Source organism: Pyramidobacter sp. CG50-2 (assembly GCF_003612005.1).
Classification (GTDB): Bacteria; Synergistota; Synergistia; order Synergistales; family Dethiosulfovibrionaceae; genus Pyramidobacter.
In genome coordinates, this window is record NZ_RAWT01000062.1 from 1 (window position 1) to 14,539 (window position 14,539).

Consider the following 14,539-nt stretch of genomic DNA (forward strand, 5'->3'; position numbering starts at 1 on the left):
GGCCGGAACAGGCGCCTGCGGAAGCGAAGTAACGGCCGAAACGGGAAAAACGGAACGAAGGATCCCCGAGCGGGGGAGGCGCAAAAAATGCGTCCCCCGATCGGGGATCTTTTCGTCAGGGCTGGCGGGCGGCCGAAGCGGGCTCATACGTGATACGGAAGCGTGCGCAGGAACGCGTCGAGATGCCGTTCGAAGCGGGCGATCATCTTCGTCCGCCCGCTGCCGGGCGATTTGTGGAGGATGAGGAAGCATTCGCGGTCCGGGGGGTTTTCGGCAAAGGCGTGGATCTCGATTTCCTGAGTGTCTCGATAGGCCGCGACGACGGATTCCGGGCACATGGCCCATGTCCCTGGCGCCAGGTAATTCAGCAGCGCCGCCGGCGTGTCGACGTGGACGACGGGATGGGTCGACGGGTTCCACCAGTAATCGTGCCACTGCTGGATGGTTGGGCTCCAGGCGAGATAAATTTCGTCCTGCTTGCGAAGCTGCTGCGGATGAACGGCGTGTTCGTTCCAGGGGCTGCCGGGGCGGCAGATCATGGAGATGGGTTCGCGCAGGACGGAGCGGGTGACGATGTTGACGTAACGGGCGTCGCGAAAGACGAAGCCGACGTCGGCTTCTTTGTTGTCGACCAGGTCGTATATCTCCAGCGACTGCTGGGTGCGCAGGCGCGGAAAATAGCCGAGGCCCGGGAGCCGCTTCAAGAAAGGTCCCAGCACGAAGTTGATCAAACTGTCCGGACTGGCGATGACCAGCGACTGATCCGGTTCCGTGTCCTTTAAGCGGAGGATTTCCTGATAGCTGTTCTCCCACTTTTCCGCCAGTTCGAGAAAGCGCATGCCCTGTGCCGTGATTTCGACGCGGCGGATTCCCTTCTGCCGATCGATCAGTTTGATGCCCAGCTCCTGTTCGAGGCGCAAAAGTCTCTGGCTGATGGCGGACTGCGAGAGCAGCAGCGCCTGCGACGCCTGGGTGATGCTGCGGCTGCTGATGATGGCGCGGAAAAGTTCGATATCGAAAGAGTCCATTCTCCTGTCTCCCCGGGGAATAAATAGTGATTTTGTTGATATTAAACATTAAAATTATTCGTTGGACGTTGTAATTAGCCAATGATACCATAAAAAATAAAAAGATACATGATAATAATATATGAAGGAGGCGTCGGACATGTCTTTGAATTTGAACCGGGAGATCGCTGCGATCGTTCCGTCGGCTTCGATGGTGACCATGGCCAAAGCGAAAAAGCTGAAAGCCGTGGATGCGGAGATCGTGGATCTGGCTGGAGGCGAACCGGATTTCGATACGCCGAAGAAGATCTGCGACGAACTGTTCCGTCAGATCAACGCCGGCTATACGCACTACACCGTGGGCAACGGCCTGCCGGAGCTGCGCGAAAAGATCGCGGCCAAGCTCCGTACCGAGAACGGCTGCGCCGGCTATGACGCCGACAGCGTGATCGTCACGCCGGGCGGCAAGTACGCCATTTACGCCGCTGTGCGTGCGCTGGTGAATCCTGGCGACGAGGTCATGTACCTGACGCCGGGCTGGGTGTCGTATCCGGCCATCGCGCAGGCGGCTGCGGCCGTTTCCGTGGCGGTCCCCCTCGATCCCGACGGGGGCTACCGCATCACCGAAGAGGCTCTGGAAGCGAAGGTGACGAGCAAAACGCGCCTGCTCATTGTCAATTATCCCAACAATCCCACCGGCCGGGTGCTGACGCGCCCCGAAGCGGAAATCCTGCGCGGCTTCATGCTCCGCCACCCCGACGTCGTGCTGCTGTCCGACGAGATGTACGAGAAGATCCTCTTCGACGGAAACGAGAACATCAGCCCGGCCTCCTGCGCCGACATTGCGCCGCGCGTCGTCACGGTCAACGGTTTTTCCAAATGCGTCGCCATGACGGGCTGGCGCATCGGCTACATGGCGGCTTCTCCCGGGATCGTCAAGGTGGCGGGAAAACTGTTCCAGCACACGATCTCCTGTACGAGCGGCTTCATCCAGAAAGCCGCGGCGATGGCCTTTAAATGCGGCGAGGAGATCGAAGCGATGCGCCGCACATATCAGGAGCGCCGCGACTTTTTTGTCGGCGGGCTGAACGCCGTTCCCGGCGTGCACTGCGAGATGCCTGAGGGGGCTTTTTATGCCTGGACGAAATTCGATCTGCCCGGCATGGATTCGAACCAGGGCGGCGAGTATATCCTGAACAACGCCAAGGTGGTGGGCGTGCCCGGCGTTTCTTATGGGGAAGAAAAGGGCTGCTGGATGCGTTTTTCCTTTGCGACCGACGACGCGCAGCTGCGCCGTGCCGTGGAGAACATCGCGAGAATGATGAAAGGGCTGAGAAAATAACATGAGCACGATTGGCTGTCGGATCCGTACCGATTTTCCCCGTCCGCCCCGTGAACTGGTGGAACTGTTTCGCGGCGTTCCCGTGGCGAACATCGACGACTGCATGAACCGCATGGCCGCCGTCGACGCGGCGATTCGTCCGCTGAACGCGGCGCCGCTGCTGGGCACGGCTTTTACGGTCAAGGTCGCCGAAGGCGACAACCTGATGTTCCACAAGGCCATGGACATGGCCCAGCCCGGCGACGTGTTCATGATCGACGCCGGCGGATGCACGGAACGCTCGATTTTCGGCGAGCTGATGCTGACGTACTGCAAAGTCCGCGGCGTGGCCGGCGTGGTCGTGGACGGCGCGGTGCGCGACGCCGGCGCCATCGCCGGGATGGATCTGCCTGTTTACGCGCGCGGCGTCACGCCCAACGGGCCGTACAAGAATGGCCCCGGCGAGATCAACTATCCCATTTCCCTGGGCGGCGTGATCGTCACCCCCGGCGACATCGTGGTGGGCGACGCCGACAGCGTTCTGGTGATCCGCCCCGGCGAGGCCGAGGATCTCGCCAAAGCTGCCCGCGCGGTGGTCGAGAAGGAAGCGACGATCATGGCGGGCATTCTCAGGGGCGAATACCCGCGTCCCTGGGTGGACGCCAAGCTCGGGGAGCTGGGCTGCACGGTCGAATGACTCTTGGCCGTAAAAGAAATCGTCGCGTCCGGATGAACGAAACGGTTTTATCGCAGATTGCAGAAGGAGGGGTATTATGAACTTTTGGTCCAAGCTGTCCATGTCTCGCAGGATCGTCGTCATGATGTGCGTCGGTATCGCCGCCGGCATTTACTGGGGCCCTGCCGTGACGGTGATCAAGCCTGTCGGCGACCTGTTCCTGCGCCTGCTCAAGATGCTGATCGTGCCGCTGGTGTTCTTCACTCTGGTCGCCGGGGTGACCAGCATGGAGAGCCCCGGGAGCCTGAAAAAGATCGGCGGTTTCATCGTCGCCTTTTACCTTTTGTCTTCTCTCGTTTTTGCCGCCGTGGGCACCGGCGTGGCGCTTGCGCTCCGCCCCGGCAGGGGAGCCGAGGGCGTGCTCGGCTCCGTGGTCAAGGAAGTGACGGTCGGCAGGTATTCGGCGATCGACACGATCCTCAACTGGATCCCCGAGAATCCCGTGGCTTCCATGGCCAACATGAACATGATCCAGGTGATTTTCTTCGCGCTGATCACGGGCGTGGCGCTGCTGCACCTGAAAGACAGGGTCCCCGCGGCGATCGCCTTCTTCCGCAACATGGCCGACGTGATGATCAAGATCACCGAGTTCGTCATGGGCTTCGCCCCCTACGGCATCGGCGCGCTGGTCGCCTGCGTGGCGGGCACGATCGGCGGCAAGATGATGACGGCGATCGCCAAGTTCTTCGTCGCCGATTACGCGGCGATCCTGGCGGGCATGTTCGTCGTGTATCCGCTGGCACTGAAGATCTGGAACGTCCCCGCTCTGCGCTTCTTCAAGCACGTGGCTCCGGCCATGCTGGTGGCCGCCACGACGACTTCCAGCGCCGCGACGCTGCCGATGGAGATGAACATCGCCGAGGAAAAACTCGGCCTCGACGAGAGCGTTTACGGGTTCTCGCTGCCGCTGGGCAACACGATGAACATGAACGGCATGGCCGCCGCTTTCGGCGTGATCGCCGTCTTCGCTTTCGACATCTTCGGCGTGGAGATCACGCCGCTCCGTCTCGTGCAGACCGTTCTGCTGGGGCTCATGCTGGCGGTCGGCGCCGCCGGCGTAAAGGGCGCGGGGATCGTTATGTCCGCCGTGTTCTTCGAGTCGCTGGGGCTGCCGCTTGGCCTCGTCCCCATCCTGGCGGCGATCTGGCCCGTGATCGACATTCCCCATACGACCGGCAACGTCACCGGCGACATGGTCGGCACGATGGCGGCCTGCGCCAAATTCGGCAAGGTGGACTGGAACGTTTTCAACGCCGACGCGTAGAAAACGCCCGGCCGCGCCTTTAGATCTTCGAAAATTCTCTCCGAATGAAAAAAGCTCCCCGCCGGACGGCGGCGCCTTCGCGCCCTGTCCGGCGGGGAACTTTTTTCAGTCCTGTGGAAGAGCCGTCTTTTCGGCTTTCGTTCCCGGCTCGCCGGCGCGCAGCCACTGTTCGAGAGCGGCGTCTTCGCTTTTCATGGTCTCGACGAGCATCTGCCCGAGGGCGCTGATGAACTTGGCGGGGCGGGCGCTGCGCGGCGTGACCAGCTCGACGGCGAGCCGGTTTTTGTCCCGGAGCGGGAAGACGCGCAGGCGTTCTCCCGGTTTTTCGCGGCGTTTTTGTCCCTTCAGGCGGTGCAGCTGGCCCCGGGAGCAGATGGTCGCGCAGCCGCACTGCCGGCAGAGGTCGAGCATGATGTCGAAGTTGCTCACCTCGACGTGCAGATTCGGCTTGAGGCCGCTTTTCTGCCAGAGCTCGCGCACGAGCAGCGTCGTCGTGCTCATGTCGTTGCCCTGAACGAAGGGGACGTCGGCGAACGGCGTCAGGTCGGCGCCGCTGCGGCGGAGTTTTGCCGCGGCGGACTCGTCGCAGTCGGGGAACGCGCGGCTCAGCTGCGGTTCGGGAACGACGAGGTAGAGCGGCTCTGCGGCGATCGGCACGAACCGGAACAGCGGGCTGTGTTCGGCGCCGACGCCGACGAACAGGTCGAGCGTGCCCTCGACCGTCATCTTCTGCAGGTCGCGGGTGTCGCGAAGCGCGATCTTCACGTCGACGCGGGGAAAACGGCGCTGGAATTCGGGCATGATCCGGGGGATGAAGATGCGACCGCGCGTGAGGGGGATGCCGAGGCGGACGGTGCCGCGCATGCCCGCGCTGACGTCTTCCATCTCGAGCGCCATGTTCTCTTCCAGCTGGGCGATCCGGCTCAGATAATCCCGGAGCGTCCGGCCTTCGCGCGTCAGTTCGAGCTGGGGACGGCGGTGGAAAAGTTTCACGCCGTACCGCTCTTCGAGGCGGCGGATGTGGTCGCTCAGGCACTGCGGCGTGACGAAGGCCCTTTTGGCGGCGCGGGAAAAACTCAGCTCCTGGGCCGCCAGCAAAAACATTTCCTGTCCTGTGGTCATGACCGTTCTTCCTTTCCCGCGAATGTTCCACGTGGAACATCCGCTCTCGGTTAACGTGCGGCGGAGCTCTGTCCGGCACGCTCCGCGCGTTTTTTACGATGCTACCAGAACGGTCGAACGATGGCAAGTTTTTACTTGTAATAAACGGTGTTAAATATTGTTTTTCTTTTAAGACGGATCATTTTATAATCGAAACAAACGATGCGAACGCCTTCGCTCGTTTGCGAAACAAAAAGGGGGGAGCGCAGATGGGGCAATGGAAAGGACGCGACGCGGACGATCCTCAGGAAGCCTACTGGGCGGGGCTGATGAATTCCTGCGGCTACCGCGTCAAGGATCTGCACAAGCCGGTGATCGGCATCGTCAATTCGTACGCTGACGTCAATCCAGGGCATCGGCCGCTGAAAGATCTGGCGAATTTCGTCAAAGAGGGCATCTGGGCCGCGGGCGGCGTCCCCGCCGAGTTCAACGTGCCGGCGCCCTGCGACGGCATGGCTCAAGGTGAGGGCATGCACTACATCCTGCCGCAGCGCGATCTGATCGCCGGCAGCGCCGAGGCGATGGTGAACGCGCACGGCTTCGACGGCCTCGTGTTCATGTGCAGCTGCGACAAGATCGTCCCCGGCATGCTCATGGCCGCCGCCTCGCTGAACAAGCCGACGCTGTTTCTTACCTGCGGCAGCATGATGCCGTGGGAGACGCAGGAACGCACCTTCGTCACTCCCGACCTGAAAGAGTCCATCGGCGAACGCGCCGTCGGGGCGATCAGCGAGGAGACCTTCAGCGAATACCGCAAGAAGATCTGCCATTCCTGCGGCACGTGCAGCATGTACGGCACCGCCAACACCATGGGCGTCTTCGCCGAAGCGATCGGCGTCTGCCCGATCGACAGCACCACGATGCTGTTCTGCTCGTCGGGCAAGTACAAGCAGGCCCGCGACGTGGGGGAGCGCATCGTCGAACTGACCCGGGAGGGCGTGCGCTTCCGCGACGTCGTTGGCGAGAACAGCCTGAAGAACGGCCTGCGCCACATCGCCGCCACCGGCGGTTCCACGAACGCCCAGCTGCACGTCTGCGCGCTGGCCAAAGTGATGGGCGTCAAGCTGGACATCGGCGACTTCGACGCGATTCAGAAAGACGTGCCCTGCATCGCCAAGTTCAAGCCCTCGTCGAAGTACAACATCTACGACTACTACAAAGCTGGCGGCGTCGGCGCCACGCTTAAGGCCATCGAACGCCACCTCGACCGCGCGGCGAGAATGGCCATGGGCGGCACCATGGGCGATCTGCTCGACCGTTTCAGCCGCGCGGTCGATCCCGCGGTCATCCACAGCGAAAGCGCCCCGCTCTATCCCGACGGCTGTTTCGCCGTGCTTTACGGCAACATCGCCCCCGGCGGCTGCATCGTCAAGAAAAGCGGCGTCGATCCGGAGATGTTTCATCACCGCGGCCCCGCCGTGTGCTTCGAGTCCGAGGAAGAACTGCGCCGCTGCATGATCGACAGGAGCGTCAAGCCCGGCTGCGTGCTGGTGATCAAGTACGAAGGCCCCAAAGGCGGCCCCGGCATGCGCGAAATGTCCATTCCCGCCGCCATGCTCGTCGGCATGGGACTGCACAAGAGCTGCGCGATGATCACCGACGGGCGCTATTCCGGCGCCACCCGCGGCCCCTGCATCGGGCATATTACGCCCGAAGCATGGGACGGCGGCCCCATCGCCGCGGTTCAGGACGGCGACATGATCGAAATCGACATCGACCGGCGCAGCATCCATCTCGAAGTCAGCGACGAAGAGATCGCCCGCCGCCTCGAAAACGTCACCAAGCCCGACCACCCCGCCAAAGGCGTGCTGGCCGCTTACCGCAAAATGGTGAACGGCACCGATTCCGGCTGCACGTGGCTGTACTGAGGTCAAGGAGTCGCTTCAAAAAAATTCCCCTGAAATCGGATGAATCCGTTTTCAGGGGAATTTTTATGGAGCTGTCTTATTCTATTCCAGCGTCTTCATGAACTGGCTGATGCCGTCCAGGCCGGCCTTGAGGTACTCGGCGGTGTTGCCGGCGTAGCCGAGGCGGAAGCAGCCGGGCATTTCGAAGCAGTCGCCGGGCGACACGAACACGCCGGTCCGGTCGAAGAGTTTCTGGCAGAAGTCGTACGAGTTCATGTCGAAATCGTAGTAGAGCAGCGTGATCGAGCCGCCCTGCGGCTTCACCCAGGAGATGTGCGGCTCGCTTTGCACCCAGCCCTCGACGACCTGCAGATTGTCGCGGATCACACGCTGTCCGCGCTCGATCAGCGTGCCGGCGTGTTTCAGCGCCAGCGCGGCGATGGTGTCGTCGAGGTTGCCGCAGCTGACGAGGTTGTAGTCGCGGTGCGACAGGCAGGAGGCGACGAAATCGCGGTCGCGGCAGGCGATCCAGCCCATGCGCAGCCCCGGCATGGAGAACACTTTCGAGGTGCTGCTGGTGGAGATGCCTTTTTCGTACAGATCGGCCACCGAATCGATCCATTCGCCGTTCTGCGTCAGGTGCTGGTAGGATTCGTCGCAGAGCAGCCAGGCCCCCGCGGCGCGGGCGATGCCGACGACGCGGCGCAGCGCCTCGTTGGAGATGACGGAGCCGCAGGGATTGTTGGGGTTGATGATGCAGATCATCTTCGTCCCGGGGGCGGCCAGACGTTCCAGTTCGTCGAGATCGGGCTGGAAGCCGTCTTCCTTGCGGAGCTTGAGCCACTTCACGTCGGCGCCATAGCCTTCGGGGATCGAATAGAGCTGCTGATAGGTCGGCACGATGCTGACCACGCGGTCGCCCGGTTCGATGAGCGTGTAGAAGACGTGGTGGTTCGCGCCCGCGGCGCCGTGCGTGGGGACCACGTCCGCGGGCTTCAGCGTGCGGTACAGGCCGCAGATGCCCTGCAGCAGTCCCGGCGAACCGCCGATGTGGCCGTAGGACAGACGGCGCGAGCAGAGCTCCCCGAGAAACGCTTCCCGATCGGTTCCCGTCAGTTCCAACAGGCCGTCCAGCGTCAGGTTGACCACGCCGGTGCTGGAGATGTTGTATTTGGCGGTCTGTTCGTGAGCGTTGATCCACTCTTCGACTTTAAACGGCTTGATGTACATGGAAATCCCTCCGTCACAGCGGCAGGAACTCGGGCTGATGATTTTTGAACACGCAGTAATACGTGAAGCCCGCGTCTTTGAGAATGTCGCCGGCGATGTCGAAGCACGCGCCGATCCGTTCCGGGAAGTGCGCGTCGGAACCGAGCGTGACCAGTTCGCCGCCCAGCTCGCGGTAGCGTTTGAACACCTCGCGTCCGGGGCTGGAATCGCGCATGCCCACGACGAGAGATTTTGTGTTCAGCTCGACGGCCTTGTTCTTTCTGATCGCCGTGAGCAGCATGGCGTCGATCAGGTCGGCGTACTGCGCGTAAGCGAAGCCCTCGTTCTTGCCGGGGATGTCGCGCAGCACGTAATCCAGATGGCCGACGGTGTCGTAGCCGTCGGTGACGGACAGGTTTTCCAGCTCTGTTTCGAAGTAGGCGCGGATCGAGGCTTCCTTGCTGCGCCCCTCGTAAAGCGTCTGGTCCTCCGTGTCGCGCCCCTCGAAAATGTGCGTCGAGCCGATCACCATGTCGAACGGGTAGTCGGCGTAGACTTTGTTGTGCTTTTCCGCCAGGTGGGGCTGCAGGCCGAACTCGATGCCCAAAAGCATCTCGATGCGTCCTTTGTAGGCCTCGCGCGTCTTCAGCAGTTTTTCGACGTAGGCGCCCACGTCGCCGTTTTCGTTCAGCTGGTAGGTGCTGTGCCATTGAGGATAATCGTAATCCTGGTGGTCGGTGATGCAGACGTACTTCATCCCCAGTTTGACGGCGCGGTCGAGCTGGTCTTCGATGGTCGTCTTCGAGTCGCTCGAAGCTTCCGTGTGAATGTGAACGTCGCAGTACATTTCCGCGCGCCTTTACTGCGCGGCGGCGCGCCGGGCGGCTTTTTCAAGCTGCTTGCGGGTCGGCGACGTGCGCAGCCCCAGGCCGGTGAAACCGTAGAAAATGGCGAGGAGCCAGACGATCCAGCTGAAGAAGGAGTAGCGCAGGAACGTCGTGCTCGACGAGAAAAGCACGCTGGCGTAGAGGATCCCCGACGAAGTCCAGGGGAAGAAGCCCGAAGTGCCCGTGCCGAAGTCCTCCAGCGTGCGGGACAGGTTCAGCGTGTTGACGCCCATCTCCTCGTATTTGGACTTGAACATGCTGCCGCCGATCAGCAGCGAGACCGTGGAAGAACCGCCGACGGCCGTCAGCACCACCATCGAGATTCCCGTGGTGAGGATCAGGCTGCCCGTGCTCTTGACGAAGCCCATCAGCGAGTCCAGCAGCACGTCGAGACAGCCGCACTGCTCGGCGATGGCCGCGAAGTAGAAGCACAGCCAGGTGGCGACGAACGTCTTGTTCATGTCGGCGATGCCGCCGCGCTCGAGCAGCGTCTTGGCCGCCTTGCTCATGGCCGCGACGTCGAAATCGGGATGCGCCGCCAGCACCATTTTGGAATTGAAGCCGCCGTACAGCACGTTGACGGCGTCTTTGGCGGAGAATCCCTGGTAGAGCACGCCGATGACGACGGCGATGAAGCCGGCGCCGAAGAGCACCAGCGTGGTGGGCTTCTTCGTGAAAGACCCCCAAAGCAGGAACGCGACCGGGATCAGCAGCACCCAGTGGAACTTGAACATGGCGCTCAGCGACGCGAGCAGCGCCGCCGAATCCTTGCTGACCACCGCGGGCGTCTCGGGGGAGTTCATGCCGATGGAGACGTAAATGCCGATGGCGATCAGCGCCGCGGGAACGACCGTCTTGGACATGTTGATGATGTGATCGAAAATGTCGTTGTCCGTCGTCAACGAGGCCAGGACCGTCGTGTCGGAAAGAGGAGAAAGCTTGTCGCCGAACTGCGAACCGGCGTAGCAGGCTCCCGCCACCAGTCCCAGATTGACGTCCGGCATCGCCATGGCCAGCCCCATCATCGCCAGTCCCGCCGTGGACGCCGAACCGTTGGACGTACCGGTCACGGTCGAGAACACGCAGCAGAGCAGGAAGGCGCAAAGCGCGATCCAGCGCGGCGAGACCACCTGCAATCCGTAATAGATCAGCATCGGCAGCGTGCCGGAGAACATCAGCCCGCCCAGCATGAAGCCGATAGCCAGCAAAATCATGATCACCGGCACCGAACGGCCGATGCGTTTGCCCACGGCCGATTCCATCTCGTCCCAGGTGTAGCCGCACCGCCAGCTGATCAGCGCCGAATAGGCGGCGACCACGACCATCAGCGGCACGTAGTTCAGCCCCCACAGCGCGCCGGCGCCGAACGTCAGCAGCAGAAAAACAACCGTTGAGACCGCTTCGAACGTGGTCGGCTTTCTCTTCTCTCGCGCTTTCTTCTCCGCGCTGGACATGGAAAATCCCTCCCGATCGAGTGTTTTATGCGAAGGGAACCGGCGGTTCCCTAAACATCCTTTTGTCGCTGAATAAGTTCTAATTTGTATACAATGAAAATCTTATGACAATAGAATTATACCTTATAACAAAGCTTTGTCAATCGGGGCGAAGATATTTTTTCAAGAACGTTGGAATGCCGCAGCGCAACGGCGCGAACAAAAACAGCGCCGGCGGAAAAACGTCGCGCCCGGACAAAAAACGGAGCCGGCCGAGAAACTCGACCGGCTCCGTTTTTTGTATGCGATTTTATTTTTTCTTCAGCTGACGCACCACGTCGATGACCGTGCCGTCGCGCCATTCGATGACGCCGACGATCCGGTCGGTGGTCTCGACGGGATCCATGGGGCCGGACATCCGCCTGGCCTTGTCGGCCAATTCGTCCATGGAGATCACCGGCACGTCACGGATCCCCCGGCACGCCTCGACCAGGTCGGTGCGGCGCGGATTGACGGTGATGCCGTACTCCGTGACGACGGCGTCAACGCATTCGCCGGGCGTCGTCACCGAGTAGACTGTGTCGGTGACGCAGGGGATGCGGCCGCGCAGCAGCGGCTGGGCGATGATCGTCAGCTTGGCGCCGGCCGCCGTGTCCTGATGGCCGCCGATGCCGTGCAGCAGAGCGCCGTCGGCTTCCGTGTTGACGTTGACGTTGAAGTCGCGGTCCACTTCCGTGGCGCCGAGAATGACCACGTCGAGCATGTTGACCGCGGCCCCTCGGTTCCATGGATTGGCGTACATGTCGGCGGAAATTTCCACGTGCCGCGGATCCGCGGCGATGGATCTGACCGCGCCGAGGTCGAATGACTGCACGTCGAGCAGCTTGTCGACCAGCCCCTCGCGAAGCAGGTCGACGAAATAGCTGGTGATGCCGCCCAGGCCGAAGCTGCCTTTGATGCCTTTCCTGAGCATGGCGTCTTTCATGAACGCCGTCACGGCGAGGGCGATGCCGCCGGCGCCGGTCTGGAAGGAAATCCCGGTTTGGAAGTACGGGCTCGCTTCGATCAGCCTGGAGGCGTAGCGGGCGATGAGCAGCCGCAGCGGATCTCTCGTCACCTTGGTGGTGCCGGAGACGATGCCCGCGGGATCGCCGATGCTGGGGACCGCGACGACGAAGTCGGCGCAGGTCTGGTTGATCGAGATCGGCGCGTTGGGATAGGGCACGAGGTTGTCGGTGACGGCGACGACGCAGTCGGCGTACTGACAGTCGGTGAAGGCGTAGCCCAAAGACCCGCAGGCCGAGGGGCCCTGCACGCCGTTCATGTTGCCGTAACGGTCGCACGACGGCGCGGCCATGAAAGCCACGTCGATATGCACGTCGCCGCACATGATGGCGCGCGGCCGGCCGCCGTGGCTGCGCAGCACCGCGGGCGCCCCGAGCCCGCCCGCGGAGACGAGCTGGCCGATGGGGCCGTTGACGGAGCCCCAGATACGGGCGACGACGCCCGATTGGATATGATCGATCAGATGCTTGTGCACGCCGAAAAGCGCCGTGGGAAAGAGGGTCAGGTCGCGGATGCCCATTTCCGCGCAGGCGTCGATCACCTGGTTGACCACGTAATCGCCGTTGCGCAGATGATGGTGGAAGGAAATGGTCATGCCGCTTTTCAGACCGGACGCGGCGATGGCGGCTTTGAGGTCGGGCAGCACCTTGTCGGTGCGGTCGGCGTTGGTGACGCGCAGACGCGGGCCGACGACGTTGCCCGACGGCTGAAGGGCGAAAGCGCCGCGATAGGGTTTGACTTTTCCGTATCCTTCGATAAAGGCGGGGATGTCCCGTCCCAGTGCGTTGAGAGGCATGGCTATTCGTCCTCCTTTTCCAGGCCGGCCTTGACGAGAATGTAACGGGCGCGCTTGACCACGGGAACGTCGACCATCCGTCCGTCCACGGACACCGTGCCGAGGCCGCGCGCGCGGGCGTCCTCGGCCGCGGCGATGATGCGCTGCGCCTTTTCGATTTCCTTCTCCGAGGGCGTGAAGATCTCGTGGATGACGGGGATCTGGTTGGGATGGATGACGCTCTTGCCGTCGAACCCCAGATCCTTGGAAAACTGGGCGTCGCGGCGCAGACCTTCGTCGTCGGTGACGCGGGGAAACATCAGGTCGATGGCGTCCACCCCGGCGGCGCGGGCGGCGATGACGATCATGCGGCGCGACCATTCCAGCTCGGTGCCTTCGGGCGTGCGGCTTGTCTTCAGATCGGCAACCAGATCTTCGCCGCCGGGCAGGATGGCGGTCACGCGCCTGGAAGCCGTGGCGACGTCGTAGGCATGCCAGATCCCGTAGGCCGTTTCGAGGATGCAGAACAGCTTGATGTGCCCCTGAGCGATGCCGTATTTGTCCTCGAGGCGGCTCAGCTCTTCGTCCACGTCTTTGATGACCTGCGGGCTGTCGGCCTTGGGCAGGCGGATGCCGTCGAGGCGTTTGCAGGGAACGACGGCCTCGAGGTCTTTCTTCCAGAACTCGGTGTCGGCGCCGTTGATGCGCACCGTCACTTCCACGCTGCCGAAGTCGCCGCGCCGGAGAAATTTGGAGATCATGACGCGGGCCGCGTCCTTTTCGGACAGCGCCACGGCGTCCTCCATGTCCATGACGATGCCGTCGGAGCCGAAGAGATGACCGCGCACCAGCATATTGGGATTGTTGCCGGGCAGATAGAGCATCGTGCGGCGCATTATCTCTCACCTCTCAGACGCTTCACGGCCGTCTCGACGCGCGCTTCGAGCACCACGTCGAGCGCGCCGCGGTCGTTCACGTTCACCGTCAGGTCGTTGGCGCCCAGCGCTTCGAGCGTGTCCCTGACGGTCTTTTCCATGGCGGAGCGGAAACGGCTGACGCCGCTTCCTTCAAGTTCGACGACGAGGCCGGAACCGGGAGCTGCCTCGGTCACTGTGACCAGACAATCCATCGATTCAAGCGTGCCCGCACTTGCTGTTTTCATTCCCAAAAGACCTCCTTAAAAGGGCTTTGTTCAACGGACGAGTATTCTCGAAAAGGTTCGCTCTAAAAATTATTATTGTAAAATTTACAACGAAATGTCACTCTGGATGCGGCCATCTTTGCGTGATGGAACTGGCGGATTATCTATGTTCGTATGTCCTACGCACAGCGAGGCGAGGATTACTTCATCATCCGTAAGTCCCAGTGGCACAAAAAGCGCACGGAGAGCCGGCACATCAGTGAACCAATGTGGTTGGTTGATCCAACATGCGCCAAGTCCCAATGAATGTGCAGCCAGTAGCATGTTTTCGACAGCTGCCGCACATTCAGCCATTCCATTTGTCCTGTCTCGAGGGGCTACGGCAGAGATTAGGGCTTGTTAAAAAAAACATTTCAGCTTGTATTATTTCAATAAAATAACACTGGCAGCAACAAGAACAAAAGCGAAAAACGAAGCGTCAAGTTTGTCATAGCGGGTGAAAATTCAACGGAACCATTTGATTTTCTGAAAGAAACATTCAACCAAGTGTCGTTCCTTGTAAACATGCCCATCTATAAACCACGGTTCGGGATTATCGCTCTTCGGCGGGATAGTGTAACTTCCCTCCCGAGAAGTAATGTACTCTCTGATGGCTTGCGAACCGTAAGCCTTATCGCCGATGACGTTGCTCCC

At 61.5% G+C, this 14,539-nt stretch carries 13 protein-coding genes and 1 pseudogene; 4 read left to right on the plus strand and 10 right to left on the minus strand.

Features of this window, described 5'->3' with window-relative positions; translation table 11 throughout:
* Positions 1-143: 143 nt before the first annotated feature.
* Positions 144-1,028, minus strand: a complete 885-nt coding sequence (locus tag D7D26_RS10695; protein ID WP_078016313.1) for a LysR family transcriptional regulator — start codon at positions 1,026-1,028, stop codon at positions 144-146.
* A 139-nt stretch (positions 1,029-1,167) separates the two neighbouring features.
* On the opposite strand from D7D26_RS10695, the gene D7D26_RS10700 reads away from it, so the two are divergent.
* The 3 genes from D7D26_RS10700 (at position 1,168) to D7D26_RS10710 (ending at position 4,328) form a co-directional block, all read left to right on the plus strand.
* Positions 1,168-2,349: a pyridoxal phosphate-dependent aminotransferase gene (locus tag D7D26_RS10700; protein ID WP_120373024.1), complete on the plus strand. Its 1,182-nt coding sequence runs from the start codon at positions 1,168-1,170 to the stop codon at positions 2,347-2,349.
* A 1-nt stretch (position 2,350) separates the two neighbouring features.
* Positions 2,351-3,025, plus strand: a complete 675-nt coding sequence (locus tag D7D26_RS10705) for an RraA family protein (protein ID WP_078016315.1) — start codon at positions 2,351-2,353, stop codon at positions 3,023-3,025.
* Between the two features lie 76 nt (positions 3,026-3,101).
* Positions 3,102-4,328 (plus strand): dicarboxylate/amino acid:cation symporter, encoded by a 1,227-nt coding sequence (locus D7D26_RS10710; protein ID WP_120373025.1) that lies wholly within the window; start codon positions 3,102-3,104, stop codon positions 4,326-4,328.
* A gap of 105 nt (positions 4,329-4,433) precedes the next feature.
* Here the strand turns inward: D7D26_RS10710 and D7D26_RS10715 are convergent, their stop codons facing one another.
* Positions 4,434-5,450, minus strand: coding sequence for a LysR substrate-binding domain-containing protein (locus D7D26_RS10715; protein WP_120373026.1), 1,017 nt, complete (start codon positions 5,448-5,450; stop codon positions 4,434-4,436).
* 248 nt (positions 5,451-5,698) lie between these two features.
* Here D7D26_RS10715 and ilvD point away from each other — a divergent pair, with 248 nt between their 5' ends.
* Positions 5,699-7,357, plus strand: a complete 1,659-nt coding sequence (gene ilvD, locus D7D26_RS10720; protein ID WP_120373027.1) for a dihydroxy-acid dehydratase — start codon at positions 5,699-5,701, stop codon at positions 7,355-7,357.
* Positions 7,358-7,438: 81 nt separating this feature from the next.
* Here ilvD and D7D26_RS10725 read toward each other — a convergent pair whose 3' ends face one another.
* From D7D26_RS10725 to D7D26_RS12355, 8 genes and pseudogenes are all read right to left on the minus strand, one after another.
* Positions 7,439-8,566, minus strand: a complete 1,128-nt coding sequence (locus tag D7D26_RS10725; protein WP_120373028.1) for an aminotransferase — start codon at positions 8,564-8,566, stop codon at positions 7,439-7,441.
* A 13-nt stretch (positions 8,567-8,579) separates the two neighbouring features.
* Positions 8,580-9,392 (minus strand): histidinol-phosphatase HisJ family protein, encoded by an 813-nt coding sequence (locus tag D7D26_RS10730; RefSeq protein WP_120373029.1) that lies wholly within the window; start codon positions 9,390-9,392, stop codon positions 8,580-8,582.
* Between the two features lie 12 nt (positions 9,393-9,404).
* Positions 9,405-10,886 (minus strand): Na+/H+ antiporter NhaC family protein, encoded by a 1,482-nt coding sequence (locus D7D26_RS10735; protein ID WP_120373030.1) that lies wholly within the window; start codon positions 10,884-10,886, stop codon positions 9,405-9,407.
* Positions 10,887-11,175: 289 nt separating this feature from the next.
* Positions 11,176-12,726 (minus strand): citrate lyase subunit alpha, encoded by a 1,551-nt coding sequence (citF, locus tag D7D26_RS10740; protein WP_120373031.1) that lies wholly within the window; start codon positions 12,724-12,726, stop codon positions 11,176-11,178.
* A gap of 2 nt (positions 12,727-12,728) precedes the next feature.
* Complete coding sequence (locus D7D26_RS10745; protein ID WP_120373032.1) at positions 12,729-13,601, minus strand: HpcH/HpaI aldolase/citrate lyase family protein; 873 nt, start codon at positions 13,599-13,601, stop codon at positions 12,729-12,731.
* Positions 13,601-13,867: a citrate lyase acyl carrier protein gene (gene citD, locus D7D26_RS10750; RefSeq protein ID WP_120373033.1), complete on the minus strand. Its 267-nt coding sequence runs from the start codon at positions 13,865-13,867 to the stop codon at positions 13,601-13,603. The genes D7D26_RS10745 and citD overlap by 1 nt, the downstream gene beginning before the upstream one ends.
* Positions 13,868-13,951: 84 nt before the next feature.
* Positions 13,952-14,236, minus strand: a complete 285-nt coding sequence (locus tag D7D26_RS12935; protein ID WP_446737518.1) for a nitroreductase family protein — start codon at positions 14,234-14,236, stop codon at positions 13,952-13,954.
* Between the two features lie 114 nt (positions 14,237-14,350).
* Positions 14,351-14,539: pseudogene (locus D7D26_RS12355) on the minus strand (IS5-like element ISLpl3 family transposase); the annotation flags it as partial.

Bases quoted from the DNA above. Each gene is read 5' to 3' on its own strand.
- D7D26_RS10695 (WP_078016313.1), bottom strand. From the start codon at position 1,028: ATGGACTCTTTCGATATCGAACTTTTCCGCGCCATCATCAGCAGCCGC.
- D7D26_RS10700 (WP_120373024.1), top strand. From the start codon at position 1,168: ATGTCTTTGAATTTGAACCGGGAGATCGCTGCGATCGTTCCGTCGGCT.
- D7D26_RS10705 (WP_078016315.1), top strand. From the start codon at position 2,351: ATGAGCACGATTGGCTGTCGGATCCGTACCGATTTTCCCCGTCCGCCC.
- D7D26_RS10710 (WP_120373025.1), top strand. From the start codon at position 3,102: ATGAACTTTTGGTCCAAGCTGTCCATGTCTCGCAGGATCGTCGTCATG.
- D7D26_RS10715 (WP_120373026.1), bottom strand. From the start codon at position 5,450: ATGACCACAGGACAGGAAATGTTTTTGCTGGCGGCCCAGGAGCTGAGT.
- ilvD (WP_120373027.1), top strand. From the start codon at position 5,699: ATGGGGCAATGGAAAGGACGCGACGCGGACGATCCTCAGGAAGCCTAC.
- D7D26_RS10725 (WP_120373028.1), bottom strand. From the start codon at position 8,566: ATGTACATCAAGCCGTTTAAAGTCGAAGAGTGGATCAACGCTCACGAA.
- D7D26_RS10730 (WP_120373029.1), bottom strand. From the start codon at position 9,392: ATGTACTGCGACGTTCACATTCACACGGAAGCTTCGAGCGACTCGAAG.
- D7D26_RS10735 (WP_120373030.1), bottom strand. From the start codon at position 10,886: ATGTCCAGCGCGGAGAAGAAAGCGCGAGAGAAGAGAAAGCCGACCACG.
- citF (WP_120373031.1), bottom strand. From the start codon at position 12,726: ATGCCTCTCAACGCACTGGGACGGGACATCCCCGCCTTTATCGAAGGA.
- D7D26_RS10745 (WP_120373032.1), bottom strand. From the start codon at position 13,601: ATGCGCCGCACGATGCTCTATCTGCCCGGCAACAATCCCAATATGCTG.
- citD (WP_120373033.1), bottom strand. From the start codon at position 13,867: ATGAAAACAGCAAGTGCGGGCACGCTTGAATCGATGGATTGTCTGGTC.